This is a genomic window from Actinomadura soli, assembly GCF_005889715.1.
Classification (GTDB): Bacteria; Actinomycetota; Actinomycetes; order Streptosporangiales; family Streptosporangiaceae; genus Spirillospora; species Spirillospora soli.
Genome location: NZ_VCKW01000028.1, coordinates 1 through 22,095 on the forward strand (window position 1 = coordinate 1; position 22,095 = coordinate 22,095).

The window sequence follows — 22,095 nt, forward strand, 5'->3', positions numbered from 1 at the left end:
GACACCCTGCGTCCCCACGCCCCCGGAGCCACCCCATGAGGTGCCCTGTCTGCAGCTCTGACACCACTACCGCCCTCCCCGCTTGTATGCGCTGCGGAACAAGCCTCGCAAGTGCGCACCACGACCGCGACCTGCACGCGCTACAAGCCGCGTGCGCCGACCTCGCCGCCCGTGTGCCTCCCGCCGCCCGCGCGGCCGCGAACGCGGCGGAGGCAGCACGCACGGCGACTGCGGCGGAGTCGGTCTTCGCGGCGGAAGACGCGGCGGAGATGGCGGAGGAGGCGGCACGCACGGCGGAGGCGGCGCAAGTGTCGGAGGCGGCAAGCGCGGTAGTAGCGGTGTCCCAGGCGGCGGTGGTGGCGGCACGTGCGGCGGCGGCGGCGGAGACGGCATCCGCGGCGGAACAGGCGGCGGAGGCGAAGCGGGCGGTGGCAGAGGCGGCCAACGCGGCGAACCGAGCGGAGAAGGCGGTGCATGCGGCGGCGGACACAGCGAACGCAGCGGAGCAGATGGCGTATGCGAAGGAGACAATGCGGAATGCGACGGATGCGGCGGTGCGGGCCTTGGAGGTGGCTGAGCATACTTTCATCGCGTTGTCCCGCGACCAGTCCCCAGCGCACGCGAGGGTGGCCGGTGTGGCGCGGTCGCCAGGGGTGTTGACGCGGCGGGTGCTGGCCGCTGGGTGCGCATTGCTGCCTGCCAGCGACCGGGGTCGCTACGGCGAGGAATGGCTGAGCCTGCTCACCGAGGTGCCGACCCGCAGGGCGCGGGCTCGCGAGGTGCTGTCCATCCTGCGCGGTGCGCCGCGTCAGGCCTGGACGTTGCGTCGTCCGCTCAAGCACGTGCCGCCCGCCTGACCGAGCCGCGCCGCGCCTACGCCGACCCTCGACGAGTATCTCCGGAGAAAGTGCAGGCTCCTTCTCGCGAGGAGACCGGGGTTAGGACGGGTGGAGGGTTGTTTGTTCGTAGAAGGCCAGGGCCTCGCGGATGCGGGCGCGGAGCCACATGTGGGGGCGGTCGTTGTCGTAGCGCTGGTGCCAGGCCAGGACGATTGGGACGGGTGGCAGGTCGAACGGCATCGTGCGGGTGCGGAGGCCCAGTTTGTTGAGGGTTGGGCGGCACATGTGTTCGGGGACCGCGACCATGAGTTCGCTTTCGGCGACCAGGTAGAGGGCTGCGGTGCTCGTGGGGACGGATGCGACTACGCGGCGGCGTAGACCTAGGGCGTCGAGGGACGTGTCGATTGGGTCGCTTAGCCTTCCGCGGCGGGAGACGATGACGTGATCGGCCTCGGCGAAGCGTTCGGCGGTGAGGTCGAGCGCGGCGCAGGGGTGGTCGGGGCCTATGGCGGCGACCAGGCGGTCGTGGCCGATGGTGATGTGGTTGATTTCCGGCACGTCCGGTTCGGTGGAGCCGATTTCCAGGTCGACCTGGCCGTGGCGTAGCTCGTTGGTGTCGCTGCTGGCCTCGGCGAGGAGCCGGATGGCCACGCCGGGGGCCTGGTCTCGGACGGTGGCCAGGAGTGCCGGGCCGATCGCCGTCGTGACGGCGTCGTGGCCGCGGACCGAGAACGCGCGGTCCAGGTTCACCAGGTCGAGGTCGTGTTCGGGGCGGAGGACGCCGCGCGCCCGCTGGACGAGGTCGTGCACCTCGCCGCGGATCTCCAGGGCGTAGGGCGTCGGGATCATCGTGCGGCCCGCGCGGACGAGGATCTGGTCGCCGGTGACGCGTCTGATCCGGCCGAGGGTGCGGCTCATCGCCGGGGCGGACAGGTTCAGGCGCTCCGCCGCGCCCGCGACGCTGTTGTGCTCCAGCAGGGCGTCCAGCGCGGTCAGCAGGTTCAAATCCAAGTGCACGAGAGTAAATGTAGCCCTATCAAAGATGCACTGGCCATTACGACTGGTCGCTCTTAGTGTCGGGGACGAGACGAAAACCCCCGGTAGAGGAGCGAGGCCATGGAGATCTGGCAACTGTCCGCCACCGAGGTCGCGCGCCTGCTCCGTACCGGGGCCGTGTCGTCGGTCGAGGCCACCCGGTCGGTGCTCGCGCGGATCGCGGACGTCAATCCGGCGGCGAACGCCGTTGTCGAGGTGCGGGAGGACGAGGCGCTCGACGCGGCGCGGAAGGCGGACGCTCGGCTGCGGCATGGGCCGGCGACGGGTCCGCTGCACGGCGTGCCCGTGACTTTCAAGGTGAACACGAATGTCGAGGGGCTGCCCACTACCGAGGGCGTCGCCGCGTACAAGGATCACATCGCCACCGAGACCGATCCGCAGGCGTCGAGCTGGCTGGACGCCGGGGCCATTCTCGTGGGACGGACCAATTGCCCGCCTTTCGCGACCCGGTGGACGACCGAGAGCGACCTCTACGGCGCGACGGTCAACCCGTGGGACCCGGCGGTGACGCCGGGCGGGTCCAGCGGTGGGGCGGCCGTCGCGGTGGCGCTCGGGATGGGCGCGCTGGCGCATGGGAGTGACATCGGCGGGTCGATCCGGTATCCGGCCACCTGCTGCGGTGTCGTCGGGTTGCGGCCGACGCCCGGACGGGTTCCGGCGTGGGCGGGGTCGCCGTCGCATGACCCGCCGATGGCCGTGCAGGCGTTCGTCGAGCAGGGGCCGCTCGCCCGGACGGTCGCCGATCTGCGGCTGGGGTTGCGGGCGATGGAGGCCTACGATCCCCGGGACCCGCGAGCCGTTGCCTATGCCAGCCGGATTCCGGTGTCGGCGGAGCGGGGGCGCGTCGCGGTCGTGACCGATCCTGGTGGGCCGGGGTTGCGGGGGTCGTCCACGGCGGAGAGCGTCGAGGCAACGCGGACGGCCGCCGGATGGCTGGCCGACGCCGGTTACCAGGTCGACGAGGTCGAGCTGCCGCTGTTCGGCGAGGCCGCGGAGCTGTGGTGGAAGCTGGCGCTCACCGAGTTCGCGATCGGGATGGTGGGCGAGGTCGAGCGGGTCGGTGACCCCGGTTTCCGCCGGTTCTTCGACCTCATGTTCGCCGTCTACTGGGACGCGTTCGGTGAGGTCGATCTTGCGGAGTTCGTGGCCGGGTGGGCGCGGCGCGGGATGCTCCGGCGGCAGTTCTCGGTGTTCGCGGACCGGTATCCGCTCGTCCTGACGCCCGTGTCCGGCGAGGCGCCGTTCCCCATGGGGTCGGACGCGGAGTCGGTCGAGCGGACGGCCGAACTGATGGGGCGGCAATGGCCGCTCATGTCCGTTCCCGTGCTCGGGTTCCCGGCGCTCGGGCTTCCCGTCGAGAGCGGGGGCGGCGCGCCGCTCGGCGTCCAGGTGATCGGACGGCCCTTCGAGGAGGACGCCGTGTTCGCCGCCGCCGAGGTCATCGAGGCCAGAGCCGGAATCGCGACCCCCATCGACCCGTCCCCCATCGGAAAGAGCCACGATGTCGCTGCACTCGGATGACCGCGTGAACCCGTCCCTCGCGGGCGGCAACCCGGCCCTGGCCGGCGACCGGGAGCTGGTGCCGCAGGTCGCGGCGGCGGTGCGGGCGGCGGGAGCGCGCATGGTCGAGCGGTTCTCGACCACCCCGCGCCTCGCCGGACGGGACGAGGTCGTGGCGGGCATCTACGCCAACGACGCGGCGTCCCTGGAAATCCTGAAGCCCGCGCTGACGCGGATACGCCCGGGCGTCGGCTGGGTCGACGACGAATTGGAAAGCGGGGTGCTCCCGGACGGGGAATGGTGGGTGACCGACCCCGTCGAAGGCAATATCAATCATGTTCACGGCATGACGGACTGGGGCGTCACGGCGACGCTCGTCCGCGACAACGTGCCCGTGGTCACGGCGGTACATCTGCCGTTGGTCGACGATACTTATACGGCGGTTCTGGGCGGCGGCGCCTTTCTGAACGGGGAGCCGCTGTGCCATTCCCCGAAGGCCGGGATCGACGGGGCGCTCGTCGGGACGGGACAGGCCGCGCCCGGCGAGTCGGCGGAGACCTTTCTGCGCATCGGGGCGTCCGTCACCGCGATGCTCAACGCCGCGATGGTGATCCGGGTGTCGGTGCCGGCGACGCTGCAGCTCATCCAGATCGCCGCCGGCCGGATGGACGTGTTCTGGCAGTTCAGCCAGGTCCGCTCCGGCCTGCTCGCGGGCGCGCTGCTCGTCGTCGAGGCGGGCGGCGTCGTCTCCGACACGCGCGGGCGGCCGTGGAGCCTCGACAGCGACGACTTCCTCGCCGCGACCCCGACGCTGCACGCCGCCGCCGTCCAGACCCTTTCCGCCATTACATGAAACGACAGACAGGAAGGCGTTCGGCCATGCGTAGAGTCCCGCTCGGTGCGTCCGGTATCGAGATCAGCGAATTCGTGTTCGGCGCCGGGTCCATCGGCGGGGTCGGCACGTCCACGAGCACGCGCGGATTCGGGCTGAACGCCGAGGAGGGCTTCGAGCGGCTCGACGAGGCGTGGGAGCTCGGGATCAACATCGTGGACACGTCCGACTCCTACGGGGGCGGCGAGAGCGAGAAGGTCGTGGGCCGCTGGCTGCACGAGCGGCGGCCCGCGGACGCGATCGTGTCGACCAAGGTCGGGCTGATCAGCAACCCGGACGGCTCCAGGGCCAGGGACCTGTCGGCGAAGCACATCGAGCGGCGGCTGGCGCGGAGCATCGAGCGGCTCGGGCGGGTCGACCTGTACCTGTCGCACGTCCCCGACCCGGGGACGCCGATCGCGGAGACGCTGGAGGCGTTCTCCGCCGCGCAGGACGCCGGGGCCATCGGGGCGTACGGCGTCAGCAACGTCGACCACGCGCTGCTGGAGGACATCCTGCGGACGGCGGACGCGAAGGGCCTGCACCGGCCCGTCACCGTCGAGAACCGGCTGAACCTCCTCGACCGCGGTGACGAGGCCGAGCTGCTGCCGCTCGTGGTGGGCGAGGGGCTCGGGTACACGCCGTTCTCCCCGCTCGCGGGCGGGGTGCTGTCCGAGCGGTACCTGGACGGGGCGCAACCGGAGGCCGGGAGCCGCATCGCCGTCGCCGGCCACCTGTACTACAAGGGCTTCCATTCGCCGGACAACCTGGAGAAGGTCGCCGCGCTCCGCGAGGTCGCGCGGGAGCTGGCGGCGAGCGTCTCCGGGCTGGCCCTCGCGTGGCTCCGCGACCATCCCGCCGTCACCGCGCCGATCGTCGCGCCGCGCACGTCCGCGCACTGGGACGCCGTCCGCGAGGCCATGGAGATCCGGCTGGATGAGAAACAGCACGCCCGCATCTCGGACATCTTCCGATGAACAGGCCGGCGATCAGCGCCGAAGGGCTCGAAGCGAGCGCCGAAGGGCTCGAAGCGATCGAGACGGCGTCCGTTGACGAGCTGCGGGCCGTGCAGCTCGAAAGGCTGCGCTGGACGGTCCGGCACGCCTACGAGAACGTGCCCCACTACCGGACGGCCCTGGACGCCGCCGGAACGCACCCGGACGACATCCACGCCCTCTCCGACCTGCCCAAACTGCCGTTCACGACCAAGGACGACCTGCGCTCGAACTACCCGTACGGGATGTTCGCCGTCCCGGCGGAGCGGGTGGCGCGCGTCCACGCGTCCTCGGGGACCACCGGGCGGCCGACCATCGTCGGTTACACGCGCGACGACCTGGAGACGTGGGCGGGCGTCGTCGCGCGCAGCATCCGCGCGGCGGGCGGGCGGCCCGGCGACCGGCTGCACAACGCCTACGGCTACGGGCTGTTCACCGGCGGGCTCGGGCTCCACGCGGGGGCGGAGCGGCTGGGCTGCGCCGTGATCCCGGTGTCGGGCGGGATGACCGGACGGCAGGTCCTGCTGATCCGCGACCTGCGGCCGGACATCATCACCGTCACCCCGTCCTACATGCTCGCGCTGATCGACGAGATGGAGCGGCAGGGCGTCGATCCCCGCTCGACGTCGCTGCGCGTCGGGATCTTCGGCGCCGAGCCGTGGACGGAGGAGATGCGGCGGGAGGTCGAGGGGCGCCTCGGCATCGACGCGGTCGACATCTACGGGCTGTCGGAGATCGTCGGGCCGGGCGTGGCGCAGGAGTGCGCCGAGACCAAGGACGGCCTGCACCTGTGGGAGGACCACTTCTATCCCGAGATCGTCGACCCGGTGACGGGCGAGACGCTGCCGGACGGCCGCGAGGGCGAGCTGGTGCTGACCACGCTGACCAGGCAGGCGATGCCGGTGCTGCGGTACCGCACCCGGGACCTGACCCGGCTGCTGCCGGGGACCGCCCGGCCGATGCGCCGGATCGCGCGGATCTCCGGCCGCACCGACGACATGATCATCCTGCGCGGGGTGAACCTGTTCCCCACGCAGATCGAGGAACTGCTGCTCGGCACGGACGAGCTGGCGCCGCATTTCCAGTGCGTGCTGACGCGCCGGGGCGCTCTCGACGGGCTGACCGTGCGCGTGGAGCGGCGCGGCGCCGTGGCCGCGGGCCCGGTGGCGACGGCGGCCGGGGAGCGCGTGCGGGCGCTGATCAAGAACACGATCGGGGTCAGCGTCGAGGTCGAGGTCGTCGAACCCGGCGGGATCGAGCGGTCGGCGGGGAAGATGCGGCGCGTCATCGACGAACGTCCAGCCCGGTAAGGCCCGGAGAGGAGGGCAGGCATGGGAGCGAGATCGAGCCGGAATGGTTCCGCGGGGATCGCCGTGCGGTTGCGCGGTGTCGGCAAGAGATTCGACGGCGGTGTGGAGGCGATCAGGAATCTGGACCTTTCCGTGGGGCCCGAGGAGTTCGTCTCGATCGTCGGGCCGAGCGGCTGCGGGAAGTCGACCCTGCTGCGCGTCATCGCGGGTTTGACGCCGTGCGCGGACGGGTCGGTCGACGTCCATGGTGAGGCCGTCACCGCGCCCCGGGCGGACGTCGGCATGATGTTCCAGCGGCCCGCGCTCCTCGCGTGGAAGACGTCGCTGGAGAACGTGCTCCTGCCCGTCCGGATGCGCCGCAGGGTGAAGGACGACGACGTCCGCGAGGCCATGCGGCTGCTCGCCCTGTTCAATCTCGAAGGGTTCGAGCATCACTTTCCCGAGCAGCTCTCCGGCGGGATGCGGCAGCGGGTCGCGCTGGCCCGGCTGATGATGACCGGGGCCGGTGTGCGCCTTCTCGACGAGCCGTTCGGCGCGGTCGACGAGCTGACCCGGGAACTGCTCAATCTCGAACTGCTGAAGATCCATGAACGGACGGCGTCGGCCACGCTCTTCGTCACGCACAGCATTTCCGAGGCCGTCCTGCTGTCGGACCGGGTCGTCGTGATGACGCCGAGGCCGGGAACGGTCGCGGCGGACGTGACCATCTCGCTGCCGCGGCCCCGCTCGCTCGACATGGCCTATTCCCCGGAGTTCCAGGAATCGGCCCTGCGGGTGCGGGACGGGCTCCAGCTCGTCCAGGCCGAAGGGGGTTGATCGCGGTGAACGGGAAGCACGGCGCGGCACGGCGGATGTCCGGACGCGGCCGGGTGATCGCCCCGGCGGCCCTGTTCGCCGCCGTGGTCGTCCTATGGGATCTCGCGCACACCCAGGGCTGGGTCAGCGACCTGATCCTGCCCCGCCCCTGGGACGTCGTCGTCGCGGCCTACGAGCTGTTCTCCACCGGGCTCGTCTGGGAGCACCTGCTCGCCACCTTCTACGAGACCCTCGCCGGGTTCGGCGTCGCGGCGGTGCTCGGGATCGGCGCGGCCATCGCGGCCGGGTCGTCGCGCCTGGTCAGGCAGATGGTGTACCCGTACGCGGTGACGCTGCAGGTCCTGCCGATGCTGTCCATCGCGCCGATCCTGATCTCCGCGTTCGGGTTCGGCTACACCTCGAAGATCGTGATCGCCGGGATGATCGCGTTCTTCCCGGTGTTCGTGAACGCGCTCACGGGGCTGCTCGCCCCGGACCCCGACGCCGAGGAGCTCTTCCGGTCGCTCCGCGCCGGCAAGAAGCGGACGTTCCTCAGCCTCCTGCTCCCCACCGCCGCGCCGATGATCTTCGCGGGGCTGCGGATCGGGCTCACGCTCGCGCTCGCGGGCGCGGTCGTCGCCGAAATCGTGTCGTCGCAGAAAGGGCTCGGATTCCTCGTCCAGAGGTACAGCTCCCAGCTGAATCAGGACGACGCGTTCGCCGTCGTACTGGTCCTGACCGCGATGGGGCTGCTGCTCTACGGCGCCATCGGCTTCGCCGACCGCACCATCGTCTTCTGGCGGCATGCCGCGCGGATGACGTCCAAGACCAGGAGCCGGGAGAGAAGCGTCCGGCGGCGGCTCGGCGAAACGCCGTCGCGGCCCGCCGGGTCCGCCCCCTCGAACCATTCGGCTTCGGAGGAGAAGGTTTCATGAAAAGAACGCTGTCGAACCTGATGGCCGGGGCAATGGCGACCGTCCTGGCGGCCACCGCCTTGTCCGCTTGCGGAAACGCGGGCAAGACCTCGGGCGGCGCGGACGGCACCCTGACGCTCGCCACCCCCGCGCCCAATTCCCTGTTCACCTTCAACGCGGTCATCGCCGACAAGCTCGGATTCTTCAAGGCCGAGGGCATCACGGTGAAGCTCGCCCCGGTGAACGACAACATCCCGATCGCCGGGCTCGTGGAGAACAGCAAGGCGGACGTCGGTCTCGTCGCCGCCACCGACGCGATATCCGCGGCCCTCAAAGCGGACGGCCTGCGCCTGGCATACGACGAGCGCACCGGCGGGAACGGGTTCCTCATCGGCCTCGTCGTCCCCGAGAAGAGCCCCATCAAGAAGGTCGCCGACCTCAAGGGAAAGAACGTCGGGCTCGCCTCCCCCGACCAGGACCGCGCCTATCTCACCGCCGCGCTGAAAAAGGCCGGGATGAGCATCGACGACGTCACGACGACGATGGTCGGGCCGGGCAGCCCCTCGGTCGCGCAGACGCTGGAGTCCGGGCGCATCGCGGCCTACGCCGGGACGCTCACCGACTTCTTCGCCTTCGACGAGGCCGGGCTGCCGGTCAGGGACATCACCCCCGAGGGCCTCGAAGGCATCCCCGTCGGCGGCTACATCGTGCGCGCCGAGACGCTGAAGAAGAGCGACGTGCTGGTCAGGTTCTTCCGGGCCCTTGCCAGGGGGACGTATGCCGGCCTAGAACGTCCCAAGGTCGCGGAGGCGGCCACGCGCCAGGTCGCCCCCGAGCAGTGGAGCGACCCCGACCAGGCCCGGGGACTGCTCGACGCCCTGTCCAAGACCCTCGTCCCCTTCGACAAGCAGAACTTCGGAGAGATCAAACCGGACCGCTGGGGCAACGCCCAGAGCCTCCTCCGCGAAGCCGGTGTGATCGACGGCTCCGTCGACCTCAAGCAGTTCCTCGTCACCGACATCCTCCAGAAGGTCAACGGATTCGATCGCAAGGCGACCCTGTCCACGGCCGACACCTGGCTGACCAGAAACGGGAGCACCACATGACGAACATCGCCATCCTCGGGTCCGGACGCGTCGGCGGCACCCTCGCCGCCAAGCTCGCGGAAGCGGGCCACAAGGTCGCCATCGGCAGCCGCGACGCCGCCGGAGTCTCGTCCAAATGGGCCGGTAAGCCGGTGACGGTCACCGGCATCGCCGACGCGATCGGGGCCGCCGAGGTCGTCGTCAACGCGACGCCCGGCGACACCTCCGTGGAACGGCTCGGCGCCCTGCGCGACGCCCTGGCCGGGAAGATCCTCGTCGACGTCGCCAACGCCACGGTGCGCCGCCCCGACGGGATGCCGGGCGGCCTGGTCTACCCCGGCGGCAGCCTGGCGGAGCATCTCCAGGAGGCGCTGCCCGGCACGAAGGTCGTCAAGACGCTCAACACCATGCTGTTCACCGTCATGGTCGACCCGCACAGCCTCAAGGTGCCGCCGACCGCGTTCCTGTCCGGCAACGACGCCGGCGCGAAGGCGACCGTCGCGGCGCTGCTGGGCGACCTCGGCTGGCCCGCCGACTGGATCGAGGACCTCGGGGACGTCGGCACCGCGCGCGGCCCGGAGACGATCATGCTGATCGTCCCGTCGATCCTGCGCAACCACGGCATGGTCCCGTTCGCCCTGAATGTCGCTCGCTAGGGCAGGGTGTCCCCATGGCTGAAGACCTGCACTGGCTGTCCGCCGTCGAGGCCGTCCGGCGGCTCCGCGACGGGGAGCTGAAGCTCGCCGAGTACGCCGAGGCGCTGATCGAGCGGACCGGGCGGCTGGCCCGCCTGAACTCCTACATCTCGCACGAACCCGACCTCATCCGGCAGTCGCTCAAGAACGCTCCAGAGCGTCCGGGCCCCCTCCACGGGCTGCCGTTCGCGCTCAAGGACATCATCGACACCGCCGACCTCCCCACGACGGCGAGCACCCCGGCCCTGCGCGACTCGCGCCCGCGCCGCAACGCCCCGATCGCGCAGGCGCTGCTGGACGCCGGAGGCACGCTGATGGGCAAGCAGGCCCTGGGCGAGCTGTCCTTCGGGATGACGGGCAACAACCCGGTGTTCGGGACCGTCCGCAACCCCTACCGCGAGGACCACATCCCCGGCGGAAGCAGCGGCGGCACCGCCGTGGGCGTCGCCGCCGGGCTGGTCCCCGCCGGGATCGGCGCCGACACCGGCGGCTCCTGCCGCATCCCGGCCGCGCTGTGCGGCTGCGTCGGGTTCCGGCCGACGCACGGACGCTACGACGGGCGCGGCGTCGTGCCGATCTCGTCCACCCGCGACACGACCGGGCCCCTCGCCCGCTCCGTCGCGGACGTCCGGCTCGTCGACGCCGTCTGCGCCCCTGCGGGCACGGACCCCGGCGCGTCGGCCGACCTGGCGGGCCTGCGGCTCGGCGTGCCCCGCGGGTTCTTCTACGACGATCTCGACCCGGACGTCGCCGCCGCGACCGAGCGCGCGTTGTCCGCGCTCGCCGAACGCGGCGCCGTGCTCGTCGAGCGGGACATCACCGACCTGGCGCGGCTCAACGAACCCGCCAGCTTCACCGTCGTCCTGTACGAGGTGGGCCGGGAACTGTCGGCCTACCTCTACCAGCACGCCTCGCCCCTGACACTGCGCGAACTGGTGAGCCAGGTCGCGACCCCCCAGGTGCGGGCGACGCTCGAATCCATCCTGGACGAAGACCAGATTCCGGGCGCCGACTACCGCGCTGCCCTCTCCGTCCACCGCCCGGCCCTCCGCGCCGCCTTCGCGGCCTACTTCGCCGACAACGACGTCAGCGCCTACGTCGTCCCCACGACCCCGTTGCCCGCCCGGCCGCACCTGCCCTCCGGAGAGGACGTCACGGTCGAGTTGAACGGGGCCACCGTCGACACCTTCCTCACCTACATCCGCAACACGGACGCGTCGAGCACCGCGGGCCTGCCCTGCCTGTCGATCCCTTCGGGGCTGTCCCGCGACGGCCTCCCGATCGGCCTCGAACTCGTCGGCCCCGACTCGTCCGACGCCCGGCTCCTGGCCATCGGCGAAGCGGTCGAACGCACGCTGCCGCCCCTGCCGCGCCCTTCCCTGTGACACCCCAGGAGTTGAACCCGACGATGAACGCGAACAAGCCGGTGCACGACGACAAGACGGTGCACGACAACAAGCCGGTGCACCGCGACAAGACGGTGCACTACGAGCGGCGCGGCCGGCTGGCGCTGATCCGGCTGGACCGGACGGGGACGTCCAACGCCATCGATCCCCCCACCCTTGAGGCGCTCGGCGCCGCCTACCACCGGGCCGACAACGACGACGCCGTCGCCGTCGTCCTGCACGCGGAAGGGCCCGACTTCTCCGTTGGGCTCGACCCTAAGAGCTTCCTGCCCACCCTCCAGGCCCGCACGTACAGCGCGGACGGCCCCGGCCGGATCAACCCCTTCGGGACGTCCACCCGCCTGTCGAAACCGCTGGTCGTGGCCGTCCAGGGAACGGTCGGGGCCATGGCGCACGAACTCATGCTCGCCGCGGACGTCCGCGTCGCCGCGGACGGCACCCGCTTCAGCCAGGGCGAGGTCAGCCGGGGCACCACCCCGGCGGGCGGCGGCGCGCTCCGGATGGCGGCGGAGGCGGGATGGGGCAACGCCATGCGCTGGCTCCTCACCGGCGAGAGCTGGGGCACCGACGAGGCCGTCCGGCTGGGGCTCGTCCAGGAGGTCGTCCCGCTCGGCGATCAGCTGCCCCGCGCCATCGAGATCGCCGAGAAGATCGCCGCCAACCCGCCGCTCGCGGTCCGCGCGACGCTCGAACTCGGCCGCCGCGCCCGCGAGGCGCACGCCCAGCAGGTCTACGCCGACCTGATCCCGACGCTCTACCGGCTGCTGGACACCGCCGACTTCGCCGAACGCCTGGCCGCCCTCAAGGAAGGCCGGGACCCGGTCTACACCGGCCGGTAGGCGGGCCCGTGGAGGAGGGCCCGTGGAGGGGGCGCGGCTGCTGTATCGTGAACGATCTTGAAGTTGGGGGCGTATGACGGCTCGGAGTTTCCGCATCGCGGGTGAGCGGGACGTGCGGCGGCTCGGGTTCGGGGCGATGCACCTGCCGACCGAGCCCCGCCGGGCGCGGGACGGCGCGATCGCCGTGGCCCGGCGCGCGGTCGAGCTGGGTGTGACGCTGATCGACACGGCGCACCTGTACGGGTGGGGCGCCAACGAGGAGCTGCTGGCCGAGGCGCTGCACCCCTACCCGGACGACCTGCTCATCGCCACGAAGGTCGGCGTCGCGCCGCCGGACCCGCCGCGCGAGGCCGACCTCTGCGGGCGGCCGGAGTTCCTCCGCGACCAGGTCGAGCAGGGTCTGCGCCGGTTGCGCGTCGAGCGGCTCGAACTGCTCCAGCTGCATCGCGTCGATCCGAAGGTGCCGCTCGCCGACCAGCTTGGCGCGCTCCGCGAGCTGCAGCTCCAGGGCAAGATCGGCCACCTCGGGCTGTCCGAGGTGACCGTCGGCCAGCTCGACCGGGCGCGGGAGATCATCGACGTTGTGAGCGTGCAGAACCGGTACAGCGTGCTCGACCGCGAGCATGAGGGCGTCCTCGACGCCTGCACCGCGGCCGGGATCGCCTTCCTGCCCTGGCGGCCCGTGCATCCCGCCGCGTCCAGCGGGACGGCCGGGATCGCCGCCGTCGCCGCCGAGACCGGCGCCACCCCGGCGCAGGTCGCGCTCGCCTGGCTGCTCGAACGTTCCCCGGTCGTCCTGCCGATCCCGGGCACCGGCTCGATCGCCCACCTGGAGGAGAATGTCGCGGCGGCGGACCTGCGGCTCAGCGACGACCAGCTCCGACGCCTCGACCGGCTGGGCCGCTAGCCCGTGCGGGGGTGGAGCAGGTCGTGCGCGGCCTGGGCGAAGGCGCGGACGCGCGCGGTGGTGCCATCGGACCGCCACAGCAGCCCCCAGCGCACGGGCGGGGCATCGTCGAGAAGGACGTAGGCGACGTCGGGCCGGGCGTAGTAGCGCCTGGTCTGCGCGCCGACCGGGAAGACGCCGTGGCCCGCGCCGACGAGGGTGAGCAGCTCGTTGAGCGTCGAGGCGGAGGGGCCGGGCTCGATCGGACGTCCCGCGGGCGTGTTCTGCGGGGTGCGGTCGTTCCGCAGGGATTCGGGCAGCGAGCCGGGCAGTTGGAGGAGTTTCGTCCTGGCCAGGTCTTCCACGGAGACCGTCTCGCGGCGCGCGAACGGATGCCCGGACGGGACGGCCAGCATCCGCGCCTCCGACACCAGGACCGGGCCGCTGACGATGCCCGGTTCGTCGACGGGAAAGGTGTCGAGGGCGATGTCGACGTCTCCGTCGCGGAGCCACGGGATCGCGTCCCCGATCTGCGCCTCGCGGAGCCGGACGTCGCAGTCGCGGTGCCTCGTCCGGAACAGCTCCGTCACCCCGGCGAGCAGTTGCCCGGCCGCAGCGCCGACGAAGGCGGCCCGCAGCGTGCCGGTGAGGCCGCGGCCGGTGCTGACGGCCTGGTCGACCGCGGCGTTGATCTGGTCCCAGGCGGGACGGACGTCCTCGTACAGGCGTCGTCCGACGGCGGTCAGCTCCACGCGGCGGCTGGTGCGGTCGAACAGCGGGACGCCGACGCGCCGCTCCAGCTTGGCGATGGTCTGGCTGATCCGGGCCGTGGACACGTGCAGGCGTTCGGCGGTACGGCCGAAGTGCAGCTCCTCGGCCAGCGTGAGGAACGCCTCCACCTCATGCCGTTCCAGCACGACGCCCCCGATCGTTAATTCCAGCTTCACGATACTTGCCCGGCCGCGCCTTGATCGGCCGCTCTCCCCCGCGCAGGGTGGAACCGCTGGAAACACCTACTGACCTGCATGGGAGCACGCGATGTACGGCATCGATGAGCACGCTGTGTCCGCTCGGGCGGACGACGGCGACGCGGTCGTCCGGGAGCTGCGGGACCGCGTGGAGATCCTGGACGCGCTCCACCGCTTCGCCCTCGGCCAGGACCTGAAGGACGCGGCCCTGTTCGCCTCGGCCTTCGCCGCCGACGCCGAACTGGACTTCCGTCCCGCCGCGTCCAGGTGGGGCGGGCGTCCCCCGGTCATGGCCGGACGGGACACGATCGTCACCACCATCCTGGCCTCGTTCACCGGGCGGATCGACACCACCCACCAGGTCACCAACGCGCGCATCGCCATCGACGGCGACACGGCGCGGCTGACCGCGCTGGTCGAGGCGCAGCATCTGCTCACCGCCGACCACGGCACGTTCGCCCTGCTGAAGAACCCCTATGACGTCGAACTCGTCCGCGATGGCGAGCGGTGGCTGATCCGCCGGATGCGCATAGCCAACACCTGGTACACCGGCGACCCCGCGACGATCTTCGGCGCCTGAGGGGGCGGACGCGGCGGTCCGGAGGCGGCGGCGCTGTGCCACCGGCCGGGACGGGGCGGTCCCGGCCGGTATGGCCGGATCTCTATGGATCACGAGCCCCCGCCGGTCAACTGCGCCCCCGCGTCAGTTGGCCCCACGGCGAGTTATCGGTATCGCGCACGGCGCCACGTTGCCGTGCTGTCCTCGACGCTACCGAGACGGGCCTTACCGATCGCTAACCGGACGGTCACCGGGGAGGCCGGCGAACCGTTCAACCGATCATGTCCTCGGACGCGAGGCGCTCTTCGACGGAGGAATGCCCGGCGTCGTCGTCGATCCGGTCGAACAGCTCGCGCGCCTCCGTCCAGCTGGCCCGGGCGGCGTCGTGGTCGCAGGCGGCGGCCTGCGCGTCGCCGAGAGTGCGCAGGGCACGCGCCAGGAACGGGATCCAGCCGCGGGTGCGCCAGACCTGCACCGAGCGTTCGAGGCAGGCGACGGCCTCCGGCACGTCGCCCTCGGCGAGGTTCAGCTCACCGAGGACGCCCAGCGCGTCGGCGAGATGGTGGCGGAAGTTACCCGTCCGGCTGTAGGTGAGCGCCAGGTCGAGCGTCGACCGCGCCCGGCCGTCCCCGGTCGCGACGAACAGCTTGGCGAGGTAGAGCAGCGAGAACGTCTCCAGGTAGCGGTCTCCGAGGTTGCGCGCCATCATGATCGACTCGTCCAGCAGCTGCCGGCCGCCCGCGATGTCGCCGGAGAGGGCGCGGCCGGCGCCGAGGAACTGCACGATCGTCGCGGTGACCCGGGGATTGCCCAGCCCTTCCGCGACCACACGCGCCTCCTCCAGGCATTCGACCGCGGCGTGCGGGTCGCCCTCGCCGTGCGCGATGGCCATGACGTGCAGCGCCCGCGCCCGTCCGCCGTCGTATCCGGCCTCGCGCGAGATGCGCAGCGCGCGGTCCGCCAGGGCGAGCGCCTCGGAGCCGTCGCCCCGCGCGACCGCGGCCCAGACCATCGCGACCAGCGCGTCCGCGATCCCGGCCGGGTCGTCCAGCTCGGTGAACAGGTCCAGGAGCCGGACGGCGAGGTTGTGCATGCGGGTCATGGCCGTCCCGGACCCGGAGGGCGACGTCCAGGTGGTGACTTCGAGGAGCCCGCGCAGGATCACGGCCTCGCCGCGCTTGTCGCCCGTCTCCCGGCACAGCGCCAGCGCGCGGTCGTGCATCCGGCGCCAGTCGTCGGACAGGCTCCGGACGTCGCAGTACTTCTCCATGCACGCCGCGAGGTCCCAGGCGAAGTCGGTCCAGCGCAGCTCGCAGGCGTGCCCGACCTCCGCCACGAGCGCCGCCCGCTCGGAGTTGAACCACTGCATCGGGTCGGCCAGCAGCCGCGTCGTGACGGACGCCGGCGGCGACCACCGCGGAGCGGGCCCGTGCATCGCGGCGTAGCACGGCCCCGGGACGTGCTCCGCGGCCTCTTCGGCCAGCGACAGCCAGCCCCCGAGGGCGCGCCGCAGCGCCGCCTCGCGCTCCGGCTCCGGGTCGTCGCGTTCGGCGAGCTCGCGCGCGTACAGCCGGAGCAGGTCGTGCAGCCGGTACCTGAGCTGGCCCGTCTCGTCCACGCCGGTGATGCCGACCAGGTGCGCGTCGATCAGCGTCTCCAGGTGCCGCTGCACCTCGGGGATGGGACGGTCCAGCAGCGCGGCGACCGTCCAGCAGGCGAAGTCGGGGGCGTGCAGCAGCCCGATCAGCCGGAACACGCGCCGGGTGGCCGCGGGCAGCAGCCGGTAGCTCAGCTCGAACCCGGCCCGCACCTCCAGGTCGCCGGCCACGAGCTCGTCGAGGCGGCGGCGCTCCTCCCGCAGGAGGCCCGCGAGATGCGACAGCTCCCAGTGGCCGCGGCCGAGCAGCCGGGCCGCCGCGATGCGCACCGCCAGCGGGACGTGGCCGCACAGCCCGGCGATCTCCACCGCGGCGTCCGGCTCGGCCGCGACGCGCTGCTCCCCGATGATGGTCGCGATCAGCTGGACGGCCTGCGCGGACGTCAGCACGTCCAGGTTGAGGAGCTTCGCCCCCTCCAGGCCGAGGAGGGCGTTGCGGCTGGTGATGAGCACGGCCGCCGTCGCCGTGCCGGGCAGCAGCGGCCGCACCTGGGGCTCCCCGGCGGCGTTGTCGAGCACGACGAGGATCTTGCTCCCGGCGAGACGGCTCCGGTACAGCGCCACGCGCTCGTCCAGGGACGGCGGGATCCCCGCGCCGGACATGCCGAGCGTGCGCAGGAACCGGCCGAGCACCTCCGCGGGGTCGGCGGGGTCCGTCGAATCGCCGCGCAGGTTCGCGTACAGCTGGCCGCCGGGGAAGAAGTTCGCGATCTGGTGCGCGACGTGGACGGCCACCGTGGTCTTGCCCACGCCCCCCATTCCGGCGACGGTGGCGACGGCCACGGTCCGGTTGCGTGGCGTCCCGCCGCCGCCGATGAGGGTCTCGGCGAGGTCCACCACCTCGGCGCTGCGGCCCGTGAAGTCGGGGATGTCGGGCGGAAGCTGGGCGGGCGGCGGCTGCGGCGGCTCCGGCGCCGCGTCCTGGTCGCCGAGCGTGCGGTTGGCGGACAGGACGCGCATGTGCGCGCGCTGTACCTCCTCGCTCGGCTCGACGCCGAGCTCCTCGGCGAGGTGCTCGCTGAGCCGCCGGTACGTCTGCAGGGCCTCCGCCGACCGCCCGCTCGCCATCAGCAGGTCGATGAGGACGGCGTGCAGCGGCTCGTCGAACGGGAGTTCCGCGGTCAGCGCGCTGACGGCCGCGACCGCGCCCTCGGAGCCGCCCACGTCCAGGGCGGTGGCGGCGAAGCCCAGGGCGGCGCCCCGGATCTCCTCCTCCAGGCCGTGGACGAGCGGGTCCGTCCGGTGGATGCGCGACAGGCCGGCCAGCAGCGGCCCCTTGCGCTCCGCGAAGGCGGACGAGAACGCCCGGTACACGCGCTCCGGCTCCGTCGCCGAGCGGGCCTCGGCGGCGAGCGCCAGGAACCGGCCGAGGTCCGTCCGGTCCGCGGCGCAGTCCAGCAGGTAGCCGTCCTGGTAATCGATCTTGATGCGGCCGGGATCGCCGGGGCTGCCGGTGTCGAGGCCGGTCAGCCACTTGCGCAGGCGCGACACGCCCACGTGGACCGACTCGCGGCTCGTCTCGCCGGCGCGGTCGGTCCACACCAGTTCGGCGAGCCGGCCGGTCGGCAGCGGCTCGCCCCGCGCCAGGAGCAGGACGCCCAGCAGCCCCTGGAGGACCGGAGAGCGGGGCGGCGCGACCGCGACCCCGTCCACGCTGACCGCCAACGGACCGAGGACCCTGAAACACACGCCTTCTGCTGCCATGCCTTCGACACCCCCGTCGAACACAACTCAGAAGTAAATCATGACGGCCTTTTTCAGGGAACAGACTTGATCGGCTGGATAAGGAGGCCGGCCGACACCGCCATGGCGGCCGCGAGCAGGAACAGCAGCGTGTAGCCGCCGAGGTCGACACCGCCGGCGGCGACGAGCGGGGCGACCGCCACCGCGCCGCTGCCCGCCATGTTCATCACTCCGAGATCCTTTCCGCGGTCGCGGTCGCTCCGCAGGATTTGGGTGACGAGTGCCAGATCGACGGCGAGGTAGGCGCCATATCCGCCGCCGAGCGCCACGGCGGCGACAAGGGCGACGGGCCACGTCGGGACCAGCGCCATTCCCGTCAGGCCCCCGGCCATCAGCAATGCGGCGATGATCACGAAGATCTTGCGCCGTCCGACCCGATCGGACGCGCGCCCGACCAGAAGGCCGACCACGATGATTCCCGCGGTGAACATCAGGCTGAGGACGGCCACGCCCTGGGCCGGGTCGTCCAGCCTGATCTCGTCGCGGAGAAAGTACAACAGGTAAACGGTGGCCAACGATGTCGCGAACTGGGCCATGAACCGCCCGCCCCAGGCCCAGGCGAAATCGGGCCCGCGGGCGGACGCGGCGTCGACCAGCCGCCGCCCCACCGGTCTCCGCGCCTTCTCCGCCCGACCGGCCAGGTCCGCCCGGCCGGCCTGTTCGGGCCGGTCAGGGCGGTGCGGCGGGACGGGAACGTCCCGTCCGATGAACGCGTACGGCAGGGCGAGCAGCGCGACCAGAACGGCGACGAGCGGATAGCCGGCGCGGAAGGAGACGCCGGACACCAACAGCGTCCCGAACACCAGCCCGAGCGGCTGCGCGAATCCGACGATGGCGAACACCGTCCCGCGCTTATCGACGGCCACACGGTCCGGAACCACCGCGCACAACGCCGCGGAAATGCCGCCGACGCCGCCGTGGACGATCACCCAGCAGACGCCGACCGCGATGACCGACGATTGCCAGGGCAGCGCGAGAAGGGCCAGCGCGCAGAACACGGTGCCGCCGATCACCCAGGAACGGCGTTTCCCGTACCGCCATCCGGTCCGATCGGAAAGGGCGCCCACGAGGGGCGCGGCCAGCACCGCCGCCACCGCCCCGGCGGCCGTCACCGCGCCCATCGCCCAGACCTTTCGGTCCGGGTCGATCGCCTCGATCTGGCTGGGCAGCAGAACCTGCGCGGACGCGAGAAGCCCGATCCACATTCCCAAGGTGACCGTGAACAGCGCCAGCACCCACGAAAAGGACAACGGCTTGAATGTCGAAGACCGCTCGGCGGGGGACGCCCTTACAACAAGGGGTTTCTCCATTGCGAGTCCACGGATCCCGTACCCTCGGCAAATTTGCTGATCTAGGTGGCCCACAAGGTAGCACAGGCATGGGCGGCGCCCCGGCGCGCCAATGCCCGATGATCGCGGGGACGCGCGCGGAGCAGGCGATTAATTCTAAAAGTGGAATGAATCGGCTACGAGTTGGGCTCGTGGTCGGCGTTGGGGATGCCGTCCTGGAGCTGGGCGACGTCGACCACGGCCACTTCGTGGACGATCTGCCACCCGCCGGACGCGCTCTCCCGCTCGAAGATGTAGCGGGAACCGGCGTGCCTGCACCGGTCGGCCGAGAGCTCGCGCCGAGCACCGTCGACGAGGTAGATGCGATAACCGGCCAATGCCCCCTCCTCGGCGTCGCCGGGCCTGATCCGTAAGGTCACGATCACTGTCCGTGACGATCAGACTCTACAACACCGTGAAACCGATGCCGGACCATGTCGGATCGGACCGCCACCCGATCGTCTAGGGGGTGACAACGCGCATTCCCGGACACGACCGCGTCCGGTGGCACGGAGAGGAGCGGGTGATGAACCCGAAGTTGAACGTCATCGACATCGTGGTGTCCGACATCCAGGCCGCGATCGCCTTCTACGCCCGGCTCGGGGTGGAGTTCAAGGTCGACGAGACCTACCCCGACCACGCCGGCTGCGACCTGCCGAACGGGCTGCACCTGATGCTCGACACCGAGAAGTTCCGCGGCGGCACGCTGCGCGACGGGTGGCGCCGCCCGACCGGTGACCCCCGTACCTACCTGGCGTTCGAGTGCGCCGACCCGGCCGCCGTCGACGCCAAGTACGCCGAGCTGACCGGCGCCGGCCACACCGGCGCCCAGGAGCCGTGGGACGCGTTCTGGGGGATGCGGTACGCCGTCGTGCTCGACCCGGACGGCAACGGCGTCGATCTGTACTGCCCGCTGGCCGCCGGGTAGCGTCCACCAGGCCCTGGACGGGAAGGAGGGGGAGATGAAGTACGTCCTGCTGTTCGTCGAGACCGAGGAGTTCGCGCGCGAGCTGGAGGCGATGGACGAGGCCGCGCGGGAGGCGGCGTTCGAGGCGGTCGGGCGCTGGTTCGCCGAGCACGCGGCCGTGATCACGCACCACGCGCATCTGCGTCCCGCCGAGACGGCGACGACGATGCGGCTGACCGGCGGCGACGCGCTGGTCACCGACGGCCCGTTCGTGGAGGGCAAGGAGGTCGTGTCCGGCTACGCCGAGATCGAGGTCGCCGACCTCGACGAGGCCCTGGCGGTGGCGCGGACCTGGCCCGCCTGCCCGATCATCGAGATCCGCCCGCTCACGTGACGGACCCGCCGGCGGAGCAGGTCCACGCCGAGCTGGCCCGCGTGGTGCGCGAGCACGCGGGCCGGCTGACGGCGTGCCTGGTGCGGGTGCTGGGCGACTTCGCCGCCGCCGAGGACGTCGTGCAGGACGCCGTCGAGACCGCGCTGCGGCGCTGGCCGGACGACGGCGTCCCCGACCATCCCGACGCCTGGCTGCTGACCGTCGCCCGCCGCCGCGGCCTGGACGTGCTGCGCCGCCAGGAGCTCTACCGCGACAAGCTCGCCCGGATGCGCGGGCCGGTGCCGTCCGAGCCCGACGACCGGCTCAAGCTGATCTTCACCTGCTGCCATCCCGCGCTGCCGCGGGCCGCGCAGATCGCGCTCACGCTGCGGGCGGTGTGCGGGCTGACGACCGCGCAGATCGCGGCGGCGTTCCTCGTCCCGGAGCCGACCGTGGGCCAGCGCATCACCCGCGCCAAACGGAAGATCGGCGAGGCGGGCATCCCGTACCGGGTGCCGGCCGACGCCGATCTGCCGGACCGCGTGAACCAGGTCCTGGCCGTCATCTACCTGCTGTTCAACGAGGGCTACCTGCCGACGGCGGGCGACCGTCCGCACGCCCGCGACCTCGCCGACGACGCGGAGTGGCTCACCGCGCAGCTCGCGTGGCTCCTGCCGAAGCAGCCCGAGGTCCTCGGCCTGCTGGCGCTCATCCGCCTGCACCAGGCCCGCACCAGCGCCCGCTTCACCCCGGCCGGACGGCTCGTCCCGCTCCGCGACCAGGACCGCCGCCGCTGGGACCACGACGCCATCACCGAGGCGACCCGCCTGATCGAACGCGCCGCCGCACTGCGCCGTCCGGGCCCCTACCAGGTGCAGGCCGCCATCGTCGCCTGCCATGCCGAGGCCCCCACCTGGGCGGACACCGACTGGCCGCAGATCGTCGTCCTCTACGACATGCTGCTTGCGCTGTCGCCGTCACCCGTCCACCGGCTCCAGCGCGCCATCGCCCTGCACCACCATCCCGGCACGCGCGGCGGCCCCCGCAACGCGCTCGCCGACCTGGACGCCCTCACCCCCGCCGACCGCAAAACCCTTGAGAATTATCCGCTTTACCACGCCACCCGAGCCGAACTCCTCCGCGCCTTGAATCAGCCCGAGGCCGCCCAAGCCGCCGACCGGCAGGCCCTGGCACTCACCACTAATCCCGCCCAACAGGCCCTTCTGGAAGAACGCCTTACCAACTCCTGATCCGCGCGCTCGCACTATTGATTGGAGCGCACCCGTCCAGGCCGGCGGAAGAGGCGCTCGGCGTCGGAGCGGGGTCGACGCCCTCGCGCGTTCCGCGGCCCGGACGAGTCCGCCCGGTC

General features: G+C 71.9%; 21 protein-coding genes. 16 read left to right on the top strand and 5 right to left on the bottom strand.

All coding sequences use genetic code 11. The features are described from left to right. Nucleotides 1–86: 86 nt before the first annotated feature. A complete protein-coding gene (locus ETD83_RS07790; RefSeq protein ID WP_138644384.1) occupies nt 87–857 on the top strand; it encodes a hypothetical protein in 771 nt (256 codons plus the stop codon). An 81-nt stretch (nt 858–938) separates the two neighbouring features. Here the strand turns inward: ETD83_RS07790 and ETD83_RS07795 are convergent, their stop codons facing one another. Next, complete coding sequence (locus tag ETD83_RS07795; RefSeq protein ID WP_138644385.1) at nt 939–1,856, bottom strand: LysR family transcriptional regulator; 918 nt, start codon at nt 1,854–1,856, stop codon at nt 939–941. Between the two features lie 99 nt (nt 1,857–1,955). Here ETD83_RS07795 and ETD83_RS07800 point away from each other — a divergent pair, with 99 nt between their 5' ends. From ETD83_RS07800 to ETD83_RS07850, 11 genes are all read left to right on the top strand, one after another. Then, nucleotides 1,956–3,416, top strand: coding sequence for an amidase (locus ETD83_RS07800; RefSeq protein WP_138644386.1), 1,461 nt, complete (start codon nt 1,956–1,958; stop codon nt 3,414–3,416). Beyond that, on the top strand, nt 3,397–4,248 hold the full coding sequence (locus tag ETD83_RS07805) for an inositol monophosphatase family protein (RefSeq protein ID WP_138644387.1): 852 nt from the start codon (nt 3,397–3,399) through the stop codon (nt 4,246–4,248). The genes ETD83_RS07800 and ETD83_RS07805 overlap by 20 nt, the downstream gene beginning before the upstream one ends. A gap of 26 nt (nt 4,249–4,274) precedes the next feature. After that, on the top strand, nt 4,275–5,243 hold the full coding sequence (locus ETD83_RS07810) for an aldo/keto reductase (protein ID WP_171064072.1): 969 nt from the start codon (nt 4,275–4,277) through the stop codon (nt 5,241–5,243). After that, complete coding sequence (gene paaK, locus ETD83_RS07815) at nt 5,240–6,571, top strand: phenylacetate--CoA ligase PaaK (RefSeq protein ID WP_138644389.1); 1,332 nt, start codon at nt 5,240–5,242, stop codon at nt 6,569–6,571. Before ETD83_RS07810 ends, paaK begins: the two co-directional genes overlap by 4 nt. 21 nt (nt 6,572–6,592) lie before the next feature. After that, nucleotides 6,593–7,387 (top strand): ABC transporter ATP-binding protein, encoded by a 795-nt coding sequence (locus tag ETD83_RS07820; RefSeq protein WP_138644390.1) that lies wholly within the window; start codon nt 6,593–6,595, stop codon nt 7,385–7,387. A 5-nt stretch (nt 7,388–7,392) separates the two neighbouring features. Beyond that, nucleotides 7,393–8,301 carry an ABC transporter permease gene (locus ETD83_RS07825; protein WP_138644391.1) on the top strand — a complete coding sequence of 303 codons (909 nt, stop codon included), beginning with the start codon at nt 7,393–7,395 and terminating at the stop codon, nt 8,299–8,301. Beyond that, nucleotides 8,298–9,386, top strand: coding sequence for an ABC transporter substrate-binding protein (locus ETD83_RS07830; RefSeq protein ID WP_138644392.1), 1,089 nt, complete (start codon nt 8,298–8,300; stop codon nt 9,384–9,386). Before ETD83_RS07825 ends, ETD83_RS07830 begins: the two co-directional genes overlap by 4 nt. Beyond that, entirely contained in the window at nt 9,383–10,021 is a 639-nt protein-coding gene (locus ETD83_RS07835) for an NADPH-dependent F420 reductase (RefSeq protein ID WP_138644393.1), read from the top strand. The genes ETD83_RS07830 and ETD83_RS07835 overlap by 4 nt, the downstream gene beginning before the upstream one ends. Before the next feature lie 14 nt (nt 10,022–10,035). Then, entirely contained in the window at nt 10,036–11,445 is a 1,410-nt protein-coding gene (iaaH, locus tag ETD83_RS07840; protein ID WP_138644394.1) for an indoleacetamide hydrolase, read from the top strand. A gap of 23 nt (nt 11,446–11,468) precedes the next feature. Beyond that, nucleotides 11,469–12,305: an enoyl-CoA hydratase-related protein gene (locus ETD83_RS07845; RefSeq protein ID WP_138644395.1), complete on the top strand. Its 837-nt coding sequence runs from the start codon at nt 11,469–11,471 to the stop codon at nt 12,303–12,305. Between the two features lie 73 nt (nt 12,306–12,378). After that, nucleotides 12,379–13,212, top strand: a complete 834-nt coding sequence (locus ETD83_RS07850; RefSeq protein ID WP_138644396.1) for an aldo/keto reductase — start codon at nt 12,379–12,381, stop codon at nt 13,210–13,212. On the opposite strand, the gene ETD83_RS07855 is transcribed toward ETD83_RS07850, so the two are convergent. Beyond that, complete coding sequence (locus tag ETD83_RS07855; RefSeq protein WP_230420756.1) at nt 13,209–14,138, bottom strand: LysR family transcriptional regulator; 930 nt, start codon at nt 14,136–14,138, stop codon at nt 13,209–13,211. The genes ETD83_RS07850 and ETD83_RS07855 overlap by 4 nt on opposite strands. 91 nt (nt 14,139–14,229) lie before the next feature. Between ETD83_RS07855 and ETD83_RS07860 the strand changes: the two genes are divergently transcribed. Next, complete coding sequence (locus ETD83_RS07860) at nt 14,230–14,739, top strand: nuclear transport factor 2 family protein (RefSeq protein WP_138644397.1); 510 nt, start codon at nt 14,230–14,232, stop codon at nt 14,737–14,739. A gap of 250 nt (nt 14,740–14,989) precedes the next feature. Here ETD83_RS07860 and ETD83_RS07865 read toward each other — a convergent pair whose 3' ends face one another. The 3 genes from ETD83_RS07865 to ETD83_RS07875 form a co-directional block, all read right to left on the bottom strand. Next, entirely contained in the window at nt 14,990–18,040 is a 3,051-nt protein-coding gene (locus ETD83_RS07865) for an AfsR/SARP family transcriptional regulator (RefSeq protein WP_230420757.1), read from the bottom strand. A gap of 92 nt (nt 18,041–18,132) precedes the next feature. Continuing rightward, entirely contained in the window at nt 18,133–19,368 is a 1,236-nt protein-coding gene (locus ETD83_RS07870) for an MFS transporter (protein ID WP_171064073.1), read from the bottom strand. A 215-nt stretch (nt 19,369–19,583) separates the two neighbouring features. Beyond that, a complete protein-coding gene (locus tag ETD83_RS07875) occupies nt 19,584–19,832 on the bottom strand; it encodes a hypothetical protein (protein WP_138644399.1) in 249 nt (82 codons plus the stop codon). A gap of 140 nt (nt 19,833–19,972) precedes the next feature. Here ETD83_RS07875 and ETD83_RS07880 point away from each other — a divergent pair, with 140 nt between their 5' ends. From ETD83_RS07880 to ETD83_RS07890, 3 genes are read left to right on the top strand one after another with little or no spacing between them, the layout of a single operon-like run. Further along, complete coding sequence (locus ETD83_RS07880) at nt 19,973–20,374, top strand: VOC family protein (RefSeq protein ID WP_138644400.1); 402 nt, start codon at nt 19,973–19,975, stop codon at nt 20,372–20,374. A 34-nt stretch (nt 20,375–20,408) separates the two neighbouring features. Continuing rightward, nucleotides 20,409–20,747 (top strand): YciI family protein, encoded by a 339-nt coding sequence (locus tag ETD83_RS07885; RefSeq protein WP_138644401.1) that lies wholly within the window; start codon nt 20,409–20,411, stop codon nt 20,745–20,747. Then, nucleotides 20,744–21,976, top strand: a complete 1,233-nt coding sequence (locus ETD83_RS07890; protein ID WP_138644402.1) for an RNA polymerase sigma factor — start codon at nt 20,744–20,746, stop codon at nt 21,974–21,976. Before ETD83_RS07885 ends, ETD83_RS07890 begins: the two co-directional genes overlap by 4 nt. The last annotated feature ends 119 nt before the right edge of the window (nt 21,977–22,095 follow it).